Source organism: Streptomyces sp. NBC_01016, assembly GCF_026341035.1.
GTDB lineage: Bacteria > Actinomycetota > Actinomycetes > Streptomycetales > Streptomycetaceae > Streptomyces.
Genome location: NZ_JAPEOQ010000002.1, coordinates 3628393 through 3648888, shown reverse-complemented (window position 1 = coordinate 3648888; position 20496 = coordinate 3628393). Strand labels below are relative to the sequence as shown.

General features: G+C 70.6%; 20 protein-coding genes. 13 read left to right on the top strand and 7 right to left on the bottom strand.

Annotated features, from left to right (window positions below):
* The first annotated feature begins 94 nt into the window (after positions 1–94).
* The 5 genes from OG746_RS43315 to OG746_RS43295 all read left to right on the top strand — a co-directional run bounded on the left by OG746_RS43315 (position 95) and on the right by OG746_RS43295 (position 5567).
* On the top strand, positions 95–1129 hold the full coding sequence (locus OG746_RS43315) for a TIM barrel protein (protein WP_266724786.1): 1035 nt from the start codon (positions 95–97) through the stop codon (positions 1127–1129).
* Entirely contained in the window at positions 1126–2034 is a 909-nt protein-coding gene (locus tag OG746_RS43310) for a transketolase (protein WP_266724784.1), read from the top strand. Before OG746_RS43315 ends, OG746_RS43310 begins: the two co-directional genes overlap by 4 nt.
* On the top strand, positions 2031–2984 hold the full coding sequence (locus OG746_RS43305) for a transketolase family protein (protein ID WP_266724782.1): 954 nt from the start codon (positions 2031–2033) through the stop codon (positions 2982–2984). Before OG746_RS43310 ends, OG746_RS43305 begins: the two co-directional genes overlap by 4 nt.
* Positions 2985–2989: 5 nt before the next feature.
* Positions 2990–4471: an FGGY family carbohydrate kinase gene (locus tag OG746_RS43300; RefSeq protein WP_266725773.1), complete on the top strand. Its 1482-nt coding sequence runs from the start codon at positions 2990–2992 to the stop codon at positions 4469–4471.
* Between the two features lie 130 nt (positions 4472–4601).
* Entirely contained in the window at positions 4602–5567 is a 966-nt protein-coding gene (locus OG746_RS43295; protein ID WP_266724780.1) for a sugar-binding transcriptional regulator, read from the top strand.
* Positions 5568–5588: 21 nt separating this feature from the next.
* Here OG746_RS43295 and OG746_RS43290 read toward each other — a convergent pair whose 3' ends face one another.
* The 4 genes from OG746_RS43290 to OG746_RS43275 form a co-directional block, all read right to left on the bottom strand.
* Positions 5589–6065, bottom strand: coding sequence for a (2Fe-2S)-binding protein (locus OG746_RS43290; RefSeq protein ID WP_266724778.1), 477 nt, complete (start codon positions 6063–6065; stop codon positions 5589–5591).
* Positions 6066–6127: 62 nt separating this feature from the next.
* Positions 6128–8437, bottom strand: coding sequence for a molybdopterin cofactor-binding domain-containing protein (locus OG746_RS43285; protein ID WP_266724776.1), 2310 nt, complete (start codon positions 8435–8437; stop codon positions 6128–6130).
* An 8-nt stretch (positions 8438–8445) separates the two neighbouring features.
* Positions 8446–9687 carry an oxygenase MpaB family protein gene (locus OG746_RS43280; protein WP_266724774.1) on the bottom strand — a complete coding sequence of 414 codons (1242 nt, stop codon included), beginning with the start codon at positions 9685–9687 and terminating at the stop codon, positions 8446–8448.
* 16 nt (positions 9688–9703) lie between these two features.
* A complete protein-coding gene (locus OG746_RS43275) occupies positions 9704–10939 on the bottom strand; it encodes an oxygenase MpaB family protein (RefSeq protein WP_266724772.1) in 1236 nt (411 codons plus the stop codon).
* Positions 10940–11110: 171 nt separating this feature from the next.
* Between OG746_RS43275 and OG746_RS43270 the strand changes: the two genes are divergently transcribed.
* The 5 genes from OG746_RS43270 (at position 11111) to OG746_RS43250 (ending at position 16286) form a co-directional block, all read left to right on the top strand.
* The gene (locus OG746_RS43270) at positions 11111–11746 is read left to right on the top strand and encodes a TetR/AcrR family transcriptional regulator (RefSeq protein WP_266724771.1); all 636 of its coding nucleotides are present in this window, start codon (positions 11111–11113) and stop codon (positions 11744–11746) included.
* Positions 11747–11885: 139 nt separating this feature from the next.
* Positions 11886–13733: an AMP-dependent synthetase/ligase gene (locus tag OG746_RS43265; RefSeq protein WP_266724770.1), complete on the top strand. Its 1848-nt coding sequence runs from the start codon at positions 11886–11888 to the stop codon at positions 13731–13733.
* 6 nt (positions 13734–13739) lie between these two features.
* On the top strand, positions 13740–14399 hold the full coding sequence (locus OG746_RS43260) for a TetR/AcrR family transcriptional regulator (protein ID WP_266724769.1): 660 nt from the start codon (positions 13740–13742) through the stop codon (positions 14397–14399).
* A gap of 51 nt (positions 14400–14450) precedes the next feature.
* Positions 14451–15593 (top strand): acyl-CoA dehydrogenase family protein, encoded by a 1143-nt coding sequence (locus OG746_RS43255; protein WP_266724767.1) that lies wholly within the window; start codon positions 14451–14453, stop codon positions 15591–15593.
* Positions 15594–15680: 87 nt separating this feature from the next.
* Positions 15681–16286, top strand: coding sequence for a dihydrofolate reductase family protein (locus OG746_RS43250; protein WP_266724765.1), 606 nt, complete (start codon positions 15681–15683; stop codon positions 16284–16286).
* Here OG746_RS43250 and OG746_RS43245 read toward each other — a convergent pair.
* The gene (locus OG746_RS43245) at positions 16280–17188 is read right to left on the bottom strand and encodes a LysR substrate-binding domain-containing protein (RefSeq protein WP_266724763.1); all 909 of its coding nucleotides are present in this window, start codon (positions 17186–17188) and stop codon (positions 16280–16282) included. The two genes, OG746_RS43250 and OG746_RS43245, sit on opposite strands and share 7 nt — an antisense overlap.
* Before the next feature lie 84 nt (positions 17189–17272).
* Between OG746_RS43245 and OG746_RS43240 the strand changes: the two genes are divergently transcribed.
* On the top strand, positions 17273–18190 hold the full coding sequence (locus OG746_RS43240; RefSeq protein ID WP_266724761.1) for an EamA family transporter: 918 nt from the start codon (positions 17273–17275) through the stop codon (positions 18188–18190).
* Positions 18191–18235: 45 nt separating this feature from the next.
* Positions 18236–18601 (top strand): iron chaperone, encoded by a 366-nt coding sequence (locus tag OG746_RS43235; RefSeq protein WP_266724760.1) that lies wholly within the window; start codon positions 18236–18238, stop codon positions 18599–18601.
* Here OG746_RS43235 and OG746_RS43230 read toward each other — a convergent pair whose 3' ends face one another.
* Complete coding sequence (locus tag OG746_RS43230) at positions 18602–19042, bottom strand: DUF6194 family protein (RefSeq protein WP_266725771.1); 441 nt, start codon at positions 19040–19042, stop codon at positions 18602–18604.
* 76 nt (positions 19043–19118) lie between these two features.
* Between OG746_RS43230 and OG746_RS43225 the strand changes: the two genes are divergently transcribed.
* Entirely contained in the window at positions 19119–19883 is a 765-nt protein-coding gene (locus tag OG746_RS43225; RefSeq protein WP_266724759.1) for a MerR family transcriptional regulator, read from the top strand.
* Here OG746_RS43225 and OG746_RS43220 read toward each other — a convergent pair.
* Entirely contained in the window at positions 19846–20496 is a 651-nt protein-coding gene (locus OG746_RS43220; protein WP_266724757.1) for a class I SAM-dependent methyltransferase, read from the bottom strand. The genes OG746_RS43225 and OG746_RS43220 overlap by 38 nt on opposite strands.

Here is a 20496-nt window from a genome sequence, read left to right as displayed (position 1 = left end):
GGCCGCCCGTCCGGTGCCATCGGCGCACGGTGCCGACGACCCACCAGTACACATACCTTGACACCGCTCCACGCCCCTCCGTACGGTCCGCTACATGTCCAATCGTGAGCGCATAGACATTCACAACGATGCGTCCGATCCGGTGTACGGCGCGGGCGTCTGGCACTTCGCCACCTATGTCGACCGCTACGCCACGGACGGCTACGGCGAGCCCCGCACCGTTCTCGACGCCATCAAGCTGGCCGGCGCCGTCGGCGACCTGTCGGTGCTCGACCTCAACTGGCCTTTCCCGCCCGGCGACATCAGCACGAAGGAGGTCAAGGGCGCGCTCGCCGAGCAGAATCTGCGGGCCATCGCCGTGACCCCGGAGTTCTACACCGGCAAGTTCGCCAAGGGCGGCTTCACCAACCCGGACCCCGCCGTGCGCCGCCAGGCGATCGAGCTGGTGGCCGAATCGGCCGAGGTGGGGCGCGAACTCGGCGTGGAGTACGTCAAGTTGTGGCCGGGACAGGACGGCTACGACTATCCGTTCCAGGCCGACTACACCGACCTGTGGGACAAGTCCGTGGGCGCCATCCGTGAACTCGCCCGGGCCTACCCCGACTTGAACTTCGCCATCGAGTACAAACCGCGCGAGCCGCGCAACCGCATGGTGTTCTCCTCCGTCGCACGGACCCTGCTGGCCATCGAGGACATGGGCGTCGACAATGTCGGCGTACTGCTCGACTTCGGGCACTCGCTGTACGGGGGCGAGACCCCGGCGGAGGCCGCGCGCCTGGCGATCGCCCGCGACAAGCTCTTCGCCATCGACGTCAACGACAACTTCCGGGGCTGGGACGACGACATGGTCGTCGGCTCCGTACACCTCCTGGAGACGTTCGAGTTCTTCTACGCGCTGCACGACGCGGGCTGGGAAGGCGTGTGGCAGCTGGACCAGTTCCCGTTCCGTGAGGACCCCGTCGAGGCGGCACGCACCGGGATCCGCACGATGCGCGCCTTCCACCGGGCGCTTGGCTACCTGGACCGGGAGGAACTCGCCGCGCGCCAGGCCGCGCAGGACGCGCTCGGCGCCCAACGCGTCGCGAAACGCGCCCTGTTCCGGGCGCTGGCGGAGAGCGAGGCGCAGTGACGGCCACCCTGGAGGCCGCCGCGCCGCTGCGGGCCGACGGGCCGGCGGCCGACGCGTACCGGCGGCGCAACGCGCGGCTGCGGGCCGCGTCCCCGGACGAGGCCGCCGCGGAACTCGCCCAGATCTCCACCGCTGTACGCCGCGACATCCTCACCACCATTCAGGCCGCCGGCATGGGGCACGTGGGCGGCGACCTGTCGGTGACGGATCTGCTGGTGACCGCGTTGTGGGGAGCGCTGCGGGTCGAACCGGCCGATCCGGGCGCACCGCTGCGGGACCGGTTCGTCCTCAGCAAGGGGCACTGCGCCGCCGCCCTGTACTCCACGCTCGCCTCCTGCGGCTTCTTCCCGCGGGCGCGGCTGACCGGGTTCATGGCGCCGCTGTCACCGCTCAACGGCCATCCGGCACGCCTGAAGGTGCCGGGCGTCGAGACCAACACCGGCCCGCTGGGGCACGGTTTCCCGGTCGCCACCGGCTGTGCGCTCGGCGCCCGGATCCGTGGCGAGGACTGGCGCACGCTCGTCGTCCTGGGCGACGGCGAGATGCAGGAGGGCAGCAACTGGGAGGCCGCGATGACCGCCGCCCACTACGGCCTGTCCAACCTGACGGCCGTCGTCGACCGCAACCGGCTGCAGCAGGGCGCCCGCACCGAGGACACCAAGACCCTCGAGCCGCTGAACGAGAAGTGGGCGAGCTTCGGCTGGGAGGTGCGCGTGATCGACGGCCACGACCACCGGGCCATCAAGGAGGCATACGCGCCGTCCACCACGGGACGCCCGGTCGCGGTGATCGCCAACACCGTGAAGGGGAAGGGCGTGTCGTTCATGGAGGACCGTGTCGAGTGGCACCACAAGGTGCCGACCGACAAACAAGTGGCGCTCGCGCTGCGGGAGTTGAGCCGGTGACGGCCGTGGCAGAGCAGGCGCCGACGTACGACTGCCGCGCGGACTTCGCCGACGAGCTCGCCGCCCTGGCCCGCGCCGACGAGCGCATCGTCGCCGTCTGCAACGACTCGGTCGGCTCCAGCAATCTCATGGCGTTCCGCGAGGAGTTCCCCGACCGGCTCGTCAACGTCGGCATCGCCGAGCAGGACATGGTCGGCGTCGCGGCGGGCCTGGCCAACGCCGGGTTCATCCCCTTCGTATCCGCCGCGGCGCCCTTCCTGACCGGCCGCGCCCTGGAGCAGATCAAGGCCGATATCGCCTACACCCACCGGCACGTGGTGCTGTGCGGGCAGAGTCCGGGCATGGCCTACGGGGAGCTGGGCCCCACGCACCACTCCATCGAGGATCTGTCGTGGCTGCGCGCGGTGCCGGGCCTGGGCATCGTCGTTCCGGCCGACCCCGCCGAGACCCGTGCCGCCGTGCGCTGGGCGGCCGCGTCCGGCACACCCACGTACCTGCGGATCCCGCGGTTCAAGGTGCCCGCCGTCACCCCGTCGGATACGGCGTTCACCATCGGCCGGGCCACGTGCCTCACGGACGGAACCGACGTCACCGTCATCGCGGTGGGCACGATGGTCTCGCGCGCGATGGAGGCGGCCAAGCTCCTTGCCGATGAGGGGATTTCGGCTCGGGTGCTCAACATGGCGTCCGTTGAGCCGCTGGACACGGAGGCCGTGGTGGCCGCGGCCCGGGAGACCGGTGGCATCGTCACCGCCGAGGAAGGACTACTGTCCGGTGGTCTCGGCGCCGCGGTGGCGCGCGTCGTCGCCGAGCAGTGCCCCGTCCCCTTCCGCATGCTCGGCGTGCCGGCGTTCGCGCCGACGGGCAGCACCGCGTTCCTGCTGGAGCACTTCGGGCTGACCGCGCAGGGCATCGCCGCCGCCGCGCGCCGCACCCTGGGTCGGGCGTGAGCACGATGGCCGGGGCCGGGGCCGGACACGTACTCGCCGTCGACCAGGGCACGAGCTCCACCAAGGCACTGCTGCTCGACGCAGCCGGAGCCGTGGTGGCCCGGGCGGGCGTGCCCCTCGCCCAGACCCATCCGGGCCCCGGCCTGGTGGAGCAGGACGCGTCGGCGATCCTCGACAGTGTCCGTACGGCGGTCGCCGCCTGCCTGACGGAAGTGGGTCCGGGCGCCGTGGCCGGCCTCGGGCTCAGCACCCAGCGCGAGTCGGCCGTGCTGTGGGACGCCGACACCGGGCTGCCCGCCGCCCCGCTGGTCAGCTGGCAGGACCGGCGCGGCATCGAACGGGCGGCCCGCATCGAGCGGGCGGGCATGAGCGGGGAGGTGCGGCGGCGCACCGGGCTCCCGCTCGATCCGATGTTCTCCGCCCTGAAGATGGCCGCACTCCTCGACGCACACGATCCGGCGCGCTCGCTCAGCAAGGCGGGCCGGCTCCGGCTCGGCACGGTCGACGCGTTCCTACTGCACCACCTCACCGGGCGGCCGGTCACGGAGATCGGCAACGCCTCGCGCACCCAGCTGCTGGACCTCACCACCGGCGACTGGGACGAGGAACTGCTCGCGCTCTTCGACATACCGCGGGCGGCGCTCGGCCGCGTCGTCCCGTCCGACGGGCCGTTCGGCGAGGTCGAGGGGGTGGCGGGTCTCGACGGGACGCCCGTCCTGGCCGTCCTCGGCGACTCGCACGCCGCGCTGTTCGCCCACGCGGGCTGGCGGCCCGGCATCGTCAAGGCCACGTACGGCACCGGTTCCTCGGTCATGACCGTGGCCGGGACACCGGACGAAGCGGGCGACGTGTGCACCACCATCGCGTGGTCGACGCGGGCCGCCGGGAAGCCGACGTACGCGCACGAGGCGAACATCCGCTCCTCGGGCCGCACCCTGACCTGGCTGGCCGACCTCCTCGGCACCACCGCGGAGCAGCTCATCGAGCTGGCGGGCAGCACCGACGAAGCCGCGGGCGGCGTGACGCTCATCCCGGCCTTCGGCGGCCTCGGCGCCCCCTGGTGGGATCCGGTGGCCGTACCCCTGCTCACGGGCTTCGACCTCGGCACCGGCCGGGCCCAACTCGCCCGCGCAGCCGTGCGGTCGGTGGCCCATCAGGTGGCCGATGTCCTGGCCGCGCTGCCGCCCGTGCGCCGCGTGGTCGCCGACGGCGGACTGAGCCGCAGCGACACCGTCATGCAGTTGCAGGCGGACCTGTCGGACGTCGCGGTGGCCCGCACGCGGCACCACGAGCTGTCCGCCGTCGGAGCCGCACACCTCGCCGGCCTCGGCCTCGGTCTGTGGACGACCGAGGCGCTCGAACAACGGGCGGACGACGACCTGACGGTGTTCTCCCCCGCCTGGGACGACACCCGACGCCGCGACGCCGTCACACGCTGGCACCGGCACCTCGCAGCCGCCCGCGACCTCGGGGCACGCAGAAAGTAGAGGAACCTTCATGACACCCGGACACCCCACCGCCCAGGAGAGGAGCCGACGGACGCGGCCCGCGCCGCCCATCTGCGGCGATAGCATGACGGACCCCGGTCGGGACACGGAACGAGAAGGAGGCCGCGCGGTGGCGGGAGCGACGACGCCGAGCCCGGACCATGTCCGGCTACTGGTCAAGGTGGCCCGGCTGTATCACGAACGCGGCGTGCGGCAGCCCGAGATCGCCGCCCGCCTCAACCTGTCGCAGCCCCGCGTCTCGCGGCTCCTGAAGGAGGCGGTGGACCGTGGCGTGGTGCGCACGGTCGTGATGTCCCCGGAGGGCGTGCACGCGGAACTGGAGGACGCGCTGGTCGAGCGGTACGGGCTGCGCGACGCGCTCGTGGTGGAGGTCGAGGGTGCGGGCCCCGAGGTGCTGCCCGCGCTCGCCTCGGCCACGGCCACCTACCTCGACGCCACCCTCACCGGCGGTGATGTCATCGGCATCTCGTCCTGGAGCGCCACGCTCCTGGAGGCGGTCAATGTGATGCGCGCCAAGACGCCGTCCGTGGCCCAGGAGGTGGTCCAGCTCCTCGGTGGCACCGGCAGCCCGGAAGTACAGCTGCACGCCACGCGCCTCACCAGCCGGCTCGCCGAACTCACCGGCGCCAGGCCGGTGTTCATGCCGTCCGCGGCCCTGGTCGGCAGCAGCGAGCTGCGGGACCTCCTGGTGCGGGAACCCGCCATGGCCGAGGCCATCAAGGCCTGGTCGCGCCTCACCCTGGCACTCCTCGGCATCGGCACCCTCGAACCGTCCCCGCTGCTGCGCCGCTCCGGCAACGCGATCCCGCCCGAGGACCAGCGGGCCCTCAAGAAGCTCGGCGCGGTCGGCGACGTCTGCGCCCGCTACTTCGACAGCGCGGGCGAACCGGTCGACGCCCCGTTCAACAACCGCGTCCTCGGCATCGACCGGGACCAACTGCGCGCGGTGGAGCGCCGGGTCGGTGTCGCGGGCGGCCTGGACAAGGTGGCGGCCGTCCGCGGGGCGCTGCGCGGCGAGTGGATCAACATCCTGATCACCGACGTCGAGGCGGCGCGCGAACTGCTCGCGCAGTGAGTACGCCGCCGCTCTCGCCCCTCACATCCCCTTCGCGCCCTCCCGGATCGCCTCCCGGATCCGGAAGTACGTGCCGCAACGGCACACGTTCCGGATGCCGTCCAGGTCGGCGTCGGTGATCGCGCGGCCCTCCTCCTTCGCCCGGCGGACCACCGCCACCGCGGCCATGATCTGGCCGGGCTGGCAGTAGCCGCACTGGGCGACGTCCTGGTCGAGCCAGGCCTGCTGCATCGGGTGCAGGTCGGCGTCCACCGTGTCGGCGAGGCCCTCGATGGTCGTCACCTCGTCGTCGGAGGTCAGCGCCTTGACGGGGATCGAGCAGGGGTTGACGGCCTTGCCGTTGAGGTGGCTGGTGCAGGCCTTGCAGACGTTGATGCCGCAGCCGTACTTCGGGCCTGTGACGCCCAGGATGTCGCGCAGCACCCACAGCAGGCGTACGTCGTCCTCTACGTCGACCGTCACCTGCTCGCCGTTGACGCGAAAAGTGTGCTTGGGCACGGGGGTTCCAGTCTCCCTGATTCGTCGGTGGGTCGGATGGCGGTGGGCCAGGTGGCGGTGGGTCAGATGGCGTGGTCGCGGCCGTCGGTCGGCGACTGCGGGACCGGCGGGACGGTCGGCTTGGGGGTGAAGGAGAGCGTGTCGTGGTTGATGGGGAACGTCGTCGGCATCGTGCCGGTCGCCCTCGCGTACGCGCACGCCACGGCGGCCATGGATGCCGCGACGCCCAACTCCCCCGCGCCGCCAGGCTTTTCGCTCGTGTTCGGCATGACGATGATGTCGAGTTCGGGCGGAGTGTTCCACTGCCGTGTATAGAGGTAGTTGTCCCAGCTCGCTTCGAGGAAGTGGCCGTCCTTCAGGTGCAGGCTCGACGTCAGGGTCTGCGCGATGCCGTCCATGAGGCAGCCCATCATCTGGGCCTCCAGGCCGCGGGGGTTCACGGCGAGGCCCACGTCAACCGCGCACACCGCCTTGGTGACACGGGGTCCCGTGACACCGTCGCGGATCGGCCGGTCGACCGTCTCCGGTCGGCAGTCGATCTCCACGAGGACCGCGTTGACCGCGTGGTACTCCGTGTGCACGGCCACACCTTGTGCCACACCGTCCGGGAGGCTCCGCCCCCACTGTCCGACCTCGGCGACCTTGTCGAGGACCGCGCGGGCCCGCTCGTCGTGCAGAAAGTCCCGGCGGAACGCGAGCGGATCCTTGCCCATCTTCGCGGCGAGCCGGTCGACGATGAGTTCACGGGCGCACGTCACGTCGGGCGAGTAGACGTTGCGCATGCTCCCGGTGTTGAAGCCCTTGTCCGTCTCGTTGAGGAGCCGGCTGTAGGCCCCGAACTCGTACGGCATCGACTGCGACAGCTGGAAGAACGTCTCGGAGAAGGCGAGGTCGACGACCGGCAGCTTCGCGGCCACGGAGGTGAGGGCCTCGCCGAAGCCCATGGTGAGGTCGGTGGAGACGCTGGTGTGCCGCTGCTTGAAGCTGAGTACCTTGTCGCCCGAGTACGCGGCACGTACGCGTGAGGTCGCCATCGGGTGGGCACGGCCCTGGCGTGCGTCGTCGGCGCGGTGCCACATGAGCCGGACGGGCTTGCCCAACTTCTGGGAGATCTCGGCGGCTTCGAGGGCCGCGTCGAAGAACAGCTTGCGGCCGAAGGAGCCGCCGCTCTCGGTGACATGGACGGTGACGGCGCCGACCGGCAGGCCGAGGCGGGCCGCGATGGTCTGCTTCGCGACGATGGGCGACTTGAGGCCGCCCCAGATCTCCGCCTTGCCGGAACGGACGTCGGCGATCGCACAGTTGGGCTCAAGCGCGCTGTTCCCGCGGAAGTGGAAGGTGAACCTCTCCTCCACCGTGCGGCTCAACGACGGGAGCCCCATGGAGGGTTCGGCCTTCTTCAGTTCGGCGAGGACCGTGTCGTCGGACTTGCCCTCCGCCGTGCCGCCTCGCCACGACACGTCCAGGGCGCGTACGGCGTCGATGCACTGGCCGAAGGTGCGGGCGCGCACGGCGACGCCGGTGGAGACGACCACGGCGTCGGTGACACCGGGCATGGCCCGCACCGCGTCGAGGTTGGCCACCGAGCCGACCTTGCCGTTGATGGTGGGAGCGCGGCACACCATGGTGGGCAGAGCGTCCGGCACGGCGAGGTCCATGGCGAACTTCTTGGCGCCGGTGACCGCGGCGCGGGCGTCGACGCGGCCCTGGGGCGTGCCGATGACGGTGAACTCGTCGGCGTTCTTGAGGCGCGCCGTGGCCTTCTGCGTCGTGGCCGCGGCGGCCTTCTCCGCCAGCTCCCCGATGCCGATGCTCTTGCCCGCCGGGCCGAGGACGACGCCCGCCTTCACCTTCAACTCCGCGACGAGCGCGCCCAGTTCGAGCGCGGCCGCGTCGAGGAGCCGGCCGCGCGCGATGGCGGCCGCCACCCGCACCGGGGTGTAGGTGGCGATCGTCGTGTTGGAGGCGCCGGTGAGCTGGTTGAAGAGGAGTTCGGGGCGGGCGTCGGCGAGCGTGACGTGCACCCGGTCGAGGGGCACGTCCATCTCCTCCGCGATCAGCATCGCCGTCGATGTCGTGATGCCCTGGCCCACTTCCGCGCGCGGCAGTGCGAAGGACACCGTGCCGTCCTTGTTCACCTGGACCGTGATGAGCGCGGAGGTCGGCGCGGCCGCCAGGGACAGGGCGTCGTTGAGGTCGACGACTTCCGTGATGTCGAGGGACGGCAGCCCGCCGGCTCCCGCCACATCATTCGCCGCCACATCCTTCGCCGCCGCCCCCATGGCCGCCGCTTCCTTTGCCGGTGCGAGTTCGGCCGCGGCCACCAGCGTAGGTGCCGCCAGTACGTAGCCGAGCAACTGTCGTCTGCGCATGCTCCCTCTCACTCCGGCCGGTTCATGTCCGGAAGATTGATGGCGATCGGCTGCCCCTCGGCCAGGAACAGGAGCACGAACCGTCTGATCGCCTCTTCCAACGTCCACATGACCGACGGCACCCCCGGCAGGGGGATGAGCCCCTCGCGGAAGGCCACGAGCAGCGGCCAGGCACCCGCGACGAGCGGTTCCAGGATCGGTTCCTTGGACAGGCCGATCATGTCGCCGACCCGGTCGCCCAGCGTATACCGGGAGAACGCGCTGATCAGGGGGCGGGTCAGCCCCAGGTCCAGTTCGGCCACGATGCCGAGGAGGACATCGGCCAGCGCCTCGCCCTCCTTGGTGTGCGCGAGGATCGGGTCGAGCACCTGCTTCGACTGCGAGTTCGCGGCGTCCCACGTCTTCGGGATGTACTCCTCCTGGACGCCGAGCATGGCCGCGCTCACCTGCCACACATGCAGATACGCGTCCGCGTCGGCGGCGCCGACCCGCACACCCCAGTCCTTCAACTTGCGCATGACGAAGGTGGCGAGGCTGTGCCACGTGACGAGGATGTCGGCCTGACTGATCGGGATCTTCTGTCCGCCGCTGACCTGCGTCCACGCCGGGGACTGCGGCAGCAGATGCCGCACCGCCGCGTGCACCATCCGCGTCTTGACCGCGGTCACGACCATCGAGCCCTCGGGCTTGTAGGCGTTCACGTCCCCGATGTCGTAGCCGAGTCTGGCGGTCTTGGCGATGCGGTCCTTCATGTCCGCGCCGCCCTTGGAGTAGTACACGGCGCGTGACTCGCGGGGTATGGCGGTGCTCATCAGGCCGCTGCCGAGGCCGTACAGTGCCCCGACGTAGATGCCCTTGGTCCTGCTGAACTTGGAGCCGCGGTCGAGCTTGGCCGTGTCCGCCCAGGAGGGCAGCTTGCGGGCGTCCTCCATGAACTCCCGTAGGTCCGCGGGGAGTCCGTCGGGCAGTGGTTGGTCGTTGCGCTTCCACTGCGCGAGGAGGTCGTTGACCTTGGCCACTTCGCCGCGGTTGATGACTCCCGCGATCACCGGGTCGGCCTGCTCGTCCCACACCCACTCGGGGTCGACGCCGGCGCCGGAACCGGCGACGGAGGACGTCGGTGACCAGGTCCACAGGGACCGGGCGCTCGCCGGTGACGCGAGGCCGATGGCGCCGAACGCGCCTAACGCCCCGCCCGCGAGGAGCATGTTCCGCCTGCTGAGCCCGTGCTGTCCGTCGCTTCCGTTCATCGCTGGACTCGCCTTCTCAACGGCCGCTGGGCCGGTTGGTGTCGGGGATCTCGATCACGGTGCCCTTGCCCTTGGTGAGGAAGGCGAGGATGTACTGGCGTGCCGCCTCGTCGACCGTCCAGGCGAGCGGCGGCACCAACGGCAGTGGCAGGAGCCCCTCGCGGAACGCGACGAGCTTCGGCCAGACCGTCGCGATCGTCCTCTCCCAGAACGGCTCCCGCGGGATGCGGTCCATGTCGGCGACCCGGTCACCGACGAGATAGCGGGCCAGCGCGTTGCACAGCGGCCGGTCGACCCCGCCGGGGCTGGTCTGCTCCGCGAGCTGCCCGAGCAGGATGTCGGTGAGCTCGACGCCCTCCTTCGTGGAGGTGAGGATCGGGTCGAGCACCTGCTTCGACTGGGCATTCGCGGCATCCCACGTCTTCGGGATGTACTGGTCCTGTACGCCGAGCAGGTGCACGGTGACCTGCCACAGATGCAGATAGGCCCCGGACTCGGCCGAACTCACCGGCACCTTCCACTCCAGCAGCTTGCCCATCGCGTACGTGGCGAGGCTGTGCCACGTGACGAGGATGTCGGCCTGGCTGATCGGGATCTTCTGGCCACCGCTGACCTGGGACCAGCCCGGCGACCTGGGCAGCAGATGACGCACCGCCGCGTGCACCATGCGGGTCTTGACGGCCTGCACGATGCAGTCGCCGTCGGCGCGGTACGCGTTGAGGTCACCGACGGCGAAGCCGAGCGCGCTCGTCTTGGCGACGCGGTCCTCCATGTCGGCGCCGCCCTTGGAGTAGTACACGGCGCGCGCCTCCCGGGGGATGGCGGTGCTGAGCATGCCGCCGCCGATCCCGTTGAGCACATTGAGGTAGAAGCCACGCGTCTCGTTGAACTTGGCCGCCGTCTCCAGTTGGTCCCGGTCGGCCCAGTCGGGCAGTTGGCACGCCTTGTCGATGAACTCCCGTACGTCCTGCGGGAGTCCGGACGGCGCTGCCTGGTCGTTGCGGGTCCATGTGCGCAGCTGCTCGTTCACCTTCGGCACGTCGCCGCGGTCGATGACCGAGGCGATGAGCCGGTCCACCTCGTCGTCCCAGACCCACTCGGGGTCGACACCCTCGCCCGCCCCCGCGATCGAGTCACCGGGCGACCACGTCCACAGCGACCGGGCACTCGCGGGGGACGCCGCACCCAGCGCTCCCAGCGCGCCGAGGGCACCGCCCGCGAGCAATATGTTCCGCCTGCTCAAGCCATCCATTGCTCCGAACTCCTCCTTGAGTTCCGTGACTCGCTCGACCGACAACAGGCCCTGCCTGAACGGCAGTTGCCTTGGTACGATGAAACACGTTGAGCATCTCTGTATCAGTACCACAGGGGAGCACAGACGAGGCATGAACGCCAGAGGCTTCACGCAATCAGGGAGGCACCTGTGGAACCGAACGTGCTCGAGCTGGCCTTCAGCGAATCCACCGTCGAGGCCGACGACACGGACGACGTGACCGTCCGACTGCTCGACGCCGCCTACGAGCAGTTCTGCCGCATGGGCATCAAGCGCTCCACGATGGCCGACGTGGCACGGATCGCGGGTGTCTCCCGGATCACCGTCTACCGCCGGTTCGACACCAAGGAAGCACTGGTCGAGCACGTCGTACGGCGAGAGTTCCGGCGCTACTTCGAGCAGTTCGCGACCGAGATCCGGGGCGCGGACACGGCCGCCGACCGGGTCGTCCTCGGCTTCGTGAGCTCGCTGCGCGCCATCCGCCACAACCGTCTCATCGGCGGTCTCATGGCGGTCGAGCCGGACTCCGTGGTGCCGTCGATCACCACCGACGGGGGCCGCACCCAGTACGTGGTGCAGCAGTTCGTCGCCGCGCGGCTGCGCGAGGAGCAGCGGGCGGGACAGGTGGCCGGCGGGGTGGACGTGGATGTGGTGGCCGAAATGATGGTGCGTGTCTGCACGTCGTTCCTGGTCGTGCCCAGCCACGTCATCGACCTGGACGACGACGAGCGGATGCGGGAGGTGGCCCGGCAGTTCCTGGTGCCGATGCTGGGGCCGCCGGCGTAGTCCCTGTCGTCGAATGTGACCCCCGGTGACGACGACGCGAGTTATTGACACGGCGCCAATAACGGTCCACGGTGGGCACCGCTCACGCACAGCCAGCCCAACCCCGCACGTTCCACGTCGTACGTTTCCGGGAGCCGCCGTGACGCCAACAGAGCCGCTCCGTCAGTCCGTTGACGGGCTGACGATCACCAAACTATTGCGCCGCAACGCCGAGGAATTCGGCGACCGGCCCGCCCTCACCACCGGCATCGGGCCGGACGCGGGCACCCTTACCTGGCCCCAACTGCGCGCCGAGGCCGCCGCGCTCACCCGTGGCCTCGCCCAACTCGGCCTGGGCCGGGGCGATCGCCTGCTCATCGCGATGTCCAAGCGCGCCGAGCACTGGGTCACCGATCTGGCCGCCGCCCACATCGGCGCGCTGCCCTGCAGCACGTACGACACCCTGAGCGGCGAACAGATCGGTGTCATCGCCCGGCACAGCGCGGCCACCGTGCTTGTGCTTGAGGGCGCGGAGCAGGTGCGGCGCTGGGCGCCCGTCCTGAACGATCTGCCGCAGCTGCGCGCCGTGGTCGTCCTCGACTGGTCGGCCGCTCCCGCCGACGATCCGCGGTTCGTCAGCTACGCGGCGGTGCGCAACGCCCTGCCGCCCGACGACGCGGCCTTCGAGTCGCTCACGGACGCCGTGACCACGGACCAGCCGCTGGCCCTCGTCTACACCTCGGGCACCACCGGCGACCCCAAGGGCGTGGTGCTCTCGCACCGCAACGTGATCCACGAGTCCGTGATGCAGGAGCAGTTGGTGCCGCTGCCGCCGCATCCGCGCTCGGTCGCGTACCTGCCGATGGCGCACATCGCGGAGCGGGTCCTCGGGATCTACATGCCGATCTGCAGCGCCGGCCATGTCACCATCTGCCCCTCCCCCGACCAGCTGCTGCCCGCGCTCCAGAAGGTCCGCCCGCACGGCTTCTTCGGTGTGCCGCGAGTGTGGGAGAAGCTCACCACCGTGCTGCGCGCCCAGCTCGCGGCGCTCCCCGAGCAGCAGGCGACGGCCCTGGCGCAGGCCCAGAAGGCGGCACTCGAAGTCTTCCGACTGCGCTCCGCGGGCGAGGACGTTCCGCCCGAACTGGCCGCGCAGCTGAAGAAGTTGGACGATCTCGCGTTGCGGCCGCTGCGCGCCGCGATCGGCTTCGACGACTGCCTGCGGGCGTTCAGTGGCGCCGCCCCGATCCCCACTGCCGTCCTGGAGTTCCTCGCGAGCGTGGGCCTGCCGGTGTACGAGGTGTGGGGCCTGAGCGAGACCACGGGCGCGGCCACGGTCAGCACGCCCGAGGTGTTCGCCCTCGGCTCGGTCGGCCGTCCCGGGCCCGGTATCGAGGTCACGGAGGCCAAGGACGGTGAGCTGTTCGTCCGCGGCCCCGTCGTCTTCTCCGGGTACCTCCAAGCGGACGGTGCTATCGCGCCCGGCACGGACGCCGACGGCTGGCTGCCGACCGGTGACGTCGGCACCGTCAACTCCCGGGGCATCGTCACCGTCACGGACCGCAAGAAGGAACTCATCATCACCGCCGGCGGCAAGAACATCGCCCCGACGAGGATCGAATCCCTGCTGCGCGCACACCCGTTGATCGGCCAGGCCGTCGCGATCGGCGACCGGCGCCGCTATCTCACGGCGCTGCTCGTCCTCGACGAGGAAGCGGCCCCGTCCTGGGCGCGCGCCAATGGACTCACCACAACAGCGCTCGACGAACTCGCCGTGCATCCCGAGGTGTTGACGGCACTCGACGGCGCGGTCGAGGAGGCCAACGCGGTGCTCTCGCGGGTGGAACAGGTCAAGCGGTACCGGGTCGTCGCCGGGCCGTGGACGGCGGAGACCGGCGAGCTGACGCCCAAGCTGAGCCTGCGCCGCAAGGCCATCGACGACCTGCACGCGGCGACGATCGAGTCGATGTACGCGTCCGACGAACCAGTGGACAGGGACAAGGAGTAGCCGCCCATGGGAGGCAAGGCCACCCAGGCCACCAGGCGGCGCCGGATGGAACCGGACGTGCGCCGCGCCCAGATCCTCGCCGTCGCCCGTCGGCGGTTCGGGTCCGCCGGCTACGCCTCGGTGTCGATCTCGGACATCGCGGCCGAGGCCGGTGTGGCCCGGGCCCTGGTCAACCACTATTTCGGTGACAAGCGGCAGCTGTACCTGGAAGTGGTGCGGCAGATGATGGTCATCCCGGCCTCCGTGTCACAGCGGCTGCCGCCGACCACGGCCGAGGAGCGCCTGGCCGTCTGCGTCGACCGCTGGCTCGAAGTCGTCGACCGGAACCGGGAGATGTGGCTCGCGGCCATCGGCATGGAGTCACTCGGCGACCCGGAGGTCGACCGGATCATGCTGGAGGCCGACGAGATCGCCACCGACCGGATCCTCGAGGCCGCCATGATGACGGACGTCGCCGAGGACGCGGGCCGGGAGAAGCTCCGGGCGATGATCCGCGCCCACAGCGCCATGCTCAAGTCCGCGTCCCACGAGTGGCTGGAGCGCGGCACGCTCACCCGCGACGACCTGCACGTGCTGCTCACCCGCTCGGTGCTCCACCTGCTGCACACGGTCTTCCCCGCGGTCCGCAACAGCAACAGCAACAGCAACAGCAACAGCAACAGCTGACCGTGCCCACCCGTCACGTACACACCTTTCCTCTTCCTCAGGAGACACACCATGCCCCGAGTCCTGTCCGACGAGCGCGGCGATCTGGTCAAGGCCATCACGGACTTCTGCGGTCGCGAGTGCGGCACGAAGGAACAGCGCGACAAGCTGACGTCCAACGGCGTGGAACACCACAATCAGCAGCTGTACGAGAAGATGGCGAAGCTCGGCTGGCTCGGCATCGCCGTCCCCGAGGAGTACGGCGGCGCGGGCCTCGGCATGGTGGACCTCTCCCTCTTCCTCCAGGAGACCTCCTACGGCCGCGCCCCCATCAGCGGTTTCGGCACGACGATCATCACCGCGGCGGCGTACGAGAAGTTCGGCACGGAGGAGCAGAAGCGCACCATCCTCGAAGGCGTGGTGAACGGCCGGGTCGAGTCGGTCTCGATGTCGGAGCCGGGGGCCGGTTCCGACGTGGGCGCGCTGACCTGCCGTGCGGAGCGCACCGCGGGCGGCTATCTGGTCAACGGGCAGAAGACGTGGTGCTCCAACGCCCACTTCGCCGACCACATCCTGCTCATCGCCCGTACGGAACCGGGTTCGGCGAAGCACGAGGGCCTCACTCAGTTCATGGTGCCGACGGACGCCGAGGGCCTGACCATCCGTGGCATCGACACGATGGGAGGCAAGGAGGTCAACGACCTCTACTTCACCGACTGTTTCGTCCCGGACTCGGCGGTGGTCGGCACACCGGGGAAGGCCTGGACGCAGTTGATGGCGGGTCTGAACCTGGAGCGGATGATCCTCGCCGCGATGATGCTGGGGGTGGCGCGCCGGGCCTTCGACGACACCTTGGCGTACGTCCGCCAGCGCGAGCAGTTCGGCCGCCCCATCGGCTCCTTCCAGGCGCTCAAGCACCGCATCGCGGACATGGCGACGGAACTGGAGTGCGCGCAGCTCCTCCTGGACGACGTCGCCGCGACGATCGACGCGGACCCGGGCAAGGTGTTCCCCCGCGAGGCCTCGATGGCGAAGCTCAAGTGCACGGAGCTGGCGAAGCACATCACCCTGGAGGGCATGCAGATGATGGGCGGCTACGGCTACGCCACCGAGTACGGCATGGAGGCCCTGCTGCGTGCGACGGTCGTGTCCACGGTGTACGGCGGGACGAGCGAGATCCAGCGGGACATCATCGGCAAGACGTACGGGTTGTAGACGGCGCCGCGCGGTGTGCTCCCGGAGGGTTCCGTCGATGAGTTCCCGGCGCTTGCCCGGTCTACCTGTCGACGAATGGAGCACACCATGAGCAAGATCATCGTTTGCACGTTCCTGACCCTGGACGGCGTCATGCAGGCGCCCGGTGGTTCGGACGAGGACGTGGAGGACGGCTTCCAGCACGGCGGCTGGCAGAAGCCGACGGACGACGAGGAGGTCGGCGCGGCCATCGCCGGCTGGTACGAGCGCTCCGAGGGGATGCTGCTCGGCCGCAAGACGTACGACCTCTTCGCGTCGTACTGGCCGAACGCCGATCCCGGCAGCCCGTTCACCGAGCGCATGAACAGCATGCGCAAGTACGTGGCGTCCCGGACCCTGAAGTCCGTCGAGTGGCGGAACTCCACGCTCCTGGAGGGCGACGTCGTCGACGCCGTCCGCACGTTGCAGTCGTCCGACGGCGGCGACATCAACGTCGTCGGCAGCGGCGACCTCGCCCAGACGCTGATGCGGAACAACCTCGTCGACGAGTACCGGCTGACCATCCACCCGGTGATCATCGGCACCGGCAAGCGGCTGTTCGCCGACGGGGCGATCCCCACCGCGCTCGAGCCGGTCAGCGTCTCGACGACGAAGGGCGGCACCGTCGTCGGCGTCTACCGGCCGAACGGCGAGCCCAGCTACGACAGTTACTGAGCGGTCGGCCGGGACGCGGTCCGCCGGGCGAGGAGGTCGGTGACCAGTGCGAGCGGCGGCCAGCCCAGGCGGCCGTGGCGTGCGACGACGTGGGCGCGCAGCACCACCTCGGGGCCGGTGAGCGGCTGCAGCCGGACCCCGGGGACGGTGGGGGTGCCGATGGGGAGCAGTCCCACTCCGAGCCCGGCGGTGATCATGCCCTGGACCAGGTCGAGGCTGTCGGCCTGGTGGGTGACGCGGGGCGTGAACCCTGCCATGGAGGCCAGGGTGTGGATGACTGTCGAGTCGGAGGTGCCTCGGGAGTTGACGATCCAGTCCTGCGCGCGGAACCGGGCGAAGACGTCGAGCGTGTCCGCCCCTTTGGGCACCTCGGCGTCGGCGGGGACGCCGAGCCCCCAGGCAGCGGTCCACAGAGCGGTGGTGTGCAGTGCGGGGTCCGGGTCGGCGGGGGCCAGGTTGTAGTCGTAGGTGAGCGCGAGATCGGTCTCGTCCGCGGCGAGCAGCTCCAGCGCCTCGGCGGGTTCGTGCTCACGCACGAGGATGTTCAGCCGGGGGTGGCTAGCCGCCAGCTCGGTGACGAGCGGCAGCAGGTGGACGCGGATGGCGGTGGCGAACCCGGCCACCCGCAGCGTCCCGTTGGGCTCCGCTCCGGGAGCGAGGTCGAGGCGCGCGGCCTCGACGGCGGCGAGGATCACCGCGGCGTGCTCGGCCAGCCGTCGACCGGCCGGGGTGAGCCGCACCCGCCGTCCCTCCGGCTCGATCAGATCGGTGCCCATCTCCCGTGCGAGGACAGCGAGTTGCTGCGAGACCGTCGAGGTCGTGGTGCCCACCGTGTCCGCGACCGCGCGCATCGAACCCAGCCGGGACAGTTCCACCAGTAGCCGCAGGCGCCGTGTCTCCATCTTCCCATTGTCCAGGATCATCGAACAGAACGTCCAGGATCGGCACGTGGACGCGAACGGTGCAGGGGGCATTGACTGTCGCCCATGAGTTCGCCCCAGCCCTCACCCCGATCCCGTCCGAGCGGCGCGCAAGCCGGATTCGCGATGGCGGTCGCCTCCATGTCCACCGTCCAGCTCGGCTCCGCCCTGACCGTGCCGCTCTTCGGCCAGCTCAGCGCGCTGGGCACGGCGGGGCTCCGCCTGGGCTGGGCCGGCGTGCTGCTGCTCGTCCTCGTCCGTCCCCGTCGCCGTGACTTCACTGGATCCGATCTACTGGCCTGCACGGTGCTCGGCGCCGCGACCGCGGGCATGATGGTCTTCTTCATGCTGGCCCTCTCCCGTCTGCCCCTGGGCACGGCGAGCGCGCTGGAGTTCCTGGGCCCGCTGGCCGTCTCCCTGGTCGGGCCCGGTCACGGCCGCAGGATATGGACCGCGGCGGCCGCGATCGGTGTCGTCCTGCTGACCGAGCCCTGGCACGGCGGCCTCGACGCGCTCGGTGCGGTGTACGCACTGGCAGCGGCGGCCTGCTGGGCCGCCTACATCCTGCTGACCCAGCGCGTCGGCGACCGGGTCACGGGCCTGAAGGGGCTCGCGGTCTCCATGCCCGTCGCCGGCGTGCTCGGCATGATCGTCGCCGCGCCCGCCGTCACGGCCCACGTCACCTGGCCGACTCTGTGGATCATGCTCGCCCTGGCCGCCCTGAGTCCCGTACTGCCCTTCGCCCTCGAATTCCTCGCCCTGCGACGCCTGACCACGTCGGCCTTCGGGACCCTGATGAGCCTCGAACCCGCCATCGCCATGCTGGTCGGCCTCCTCGTCCTCGGCCAGACACCCGGCCTGGCACCCGCCGCCGGTATCGCCTTCGTGGTCGCCGCCGGCGTCGGCGCCACCCGCGCGGGCGCCCGCCGGGCGACGCCGGCACCCGACGTCCTGTCTCCTGCCCCGGCGCCGAGTGAGGCGTGAGCGAGCACGCCGACGGCCGTGCGCGCGGGGACGTACGATCCCGCCATGGTGCAAAGCTCCGCCCGGACCGTGGACGACTACCTCGACGAGGTGCCCGCCGAGCGCAGGGCCGCGCTCGGCGAACTCCGGCGGCTGTGCCGCGCCGAGCTGGCCGGCTTCGCGGAGGTCATGGCGTACGGCATGCCCGCCTACGAGCGGGACGGTGTCGCCGAGATCGCGTTCGCGAGCCAGAAGCAGTACATCTCCTTCTATCTGATGCGCAGCGATGTGCGTGAGGCCTTCACCGAGCGGCTCGCGGGGCAGGACATGGGCAAGGGGTGCCTACGGTTCCGGAAGGCGGCCGCCGTCGACTTCGAGCTGGTGCGGGAGTTGCTGCGGGCGACAGCCGCCCGGCCGGGCACGGTCTGCTGATCACGTCTGCCGACGGCGCTCGAAGCGGGCCCGTGCGGCGTCGTGCGCGGCGCGCAGCAGCCACAGGACCGTGTCGTACGTCCCCTCACCGGGATTGACGACGCAGATCCAGTTCTGGGCGCCGTACACGGGATGGGGCAGCACGGTGTCGACGGCCGCGTGGTCCACCGGGGACTCTCCAGTGAGCTGTTGGAACGTGGCTCGGTCGAGCTGGATGTTCACGCGCAGGCGGCCGGGTGCGTCCAGTGCCGACAGCACGTCGCCCGGGTAGTTCTTGGTGACGATCGTCCCGTACGGCTGGACGGCCTGCGGGACCTCGCCGTCCGGCGCGTAGTAGAAGAACGCGTCGCCCCACGCGATCTCGGGGAAATCGCCGCCGGGCTCGGGAGCGAGGACGAGCGCGCCGTCGAAGCCGCGCACGGTCGTGATGATCTGTTCCATACTCGTGTTGCTGGTCATGGTTCAAGCATCTGCTTGAAGTGTTTATGTGGGGTTGCGGGGAGGCGAGAGGGGACCGATGCCCGACGAGAGCGCGCTCAGGACCGTCGATGTCGCCAGGGAGTCGGGGTACTCCGTGCAACAGGTGCGCGATCTGGAGCGGCTCGGGGTCATCCCTGCGGCCACGCGGTCGAGCAATGGCTACCGGGCCTACGCGCCCGTCCATGTGCGGGCACTGCGCGCCTACCGGGGTCTCGCCGGGGCCGTCGGGCCCGTCGCCGCCCGGCAGCTGATGGCCGACCTGTGGACGCGGACGGTCACGGAGGCGGCCGCCGCGATCAACGCCGTGCACGTCGGCCTCGCGCGCGAACGCGACGAGGTGCTGCGCGCCCAGAAGGCGCTGTGGGCGATCGAGTCCGAGGCGGCCCACCACGGCGCGGTCGAGGGCGCCGACACCATGACCATCACCGAACTCGCCGCCGCGCTCGGCGTCCGCACCTCGACGCTGCGCTTCTGGGAGCGGGAGGGACTCGTCGCGCCCGAGCGCGTGACCTCGCTGCGGGCGCGCCGCTACGACGCCCCGGCGATCGGCGCGGCCAGGATCGTCGCGGCGCTGCGCGGCAGCGGATACGGCATCCCCGCGGTGCGGGACATCATCGACTCGCTGCACTCACTGCACTCGCTGCGGGAGGGCGGCGGTCCTGAGCGGGTCCGGCACATCCTCGTGGAACGCCTCGACCGGATCGGCGCGCGCTCCGTGGAACTCCTGCGCGCGGGCGCGGACCTCGCCGCCGTCCTGGACTCCCTCACTCCGGCTCGGGATCCGGCTCCAGCTCCGGCTTGACCGCGACGAGCCGTTCGATCACGCCGAAGCTGTAGCGCTCACGCTCGACGACTTTGAATCCCGCCTCCCGTACGAGGTGCAGCGGGCGGCGCAGTTGGTGGTCGTCGGCGAGCTTCATCATCACGGGTTCGATCGCCCGCTGGAGCGTGCGGACGGCGAAGCGGTGGCTGATGACATGGTCGATCAGGAGGAGCGTGCCGCCCGGTGCGAGGACGCGGTGCATCTCGGCGACGGCCGAGCGGTCGTCGGGGATGCAGCACAGGGCCAGCGCGCAGACGACCGTGTCGAAGGAGCCGTCGGGGAACGGGAGCCGGGTCGCGGACGCCTCGCTGAGGATGGCGTCGACGCCGAGGTCCGCGGCCCGTACCCGGGCGCGGGCCAGCATGTCCGGGGAGAGGTCGATCCCGGTCAGGTCGGTGCCCTTGGGATAGTGCGGCAGGTTGAGGCCGGTACCGACGGCGACCTCCAGAACCCGGCCGTGGGCCCGCGCGCACAGCCGGGCGCGTCCGCCGCGCAGCAGGTGTCGGTCGATGCGGCGCATCCAGCCGTCGTAGTGGGGCGCGTCGCGGGCCCAGATCTTCTGGGTACGCAGATCCTGATCGCGAGCAGTCAC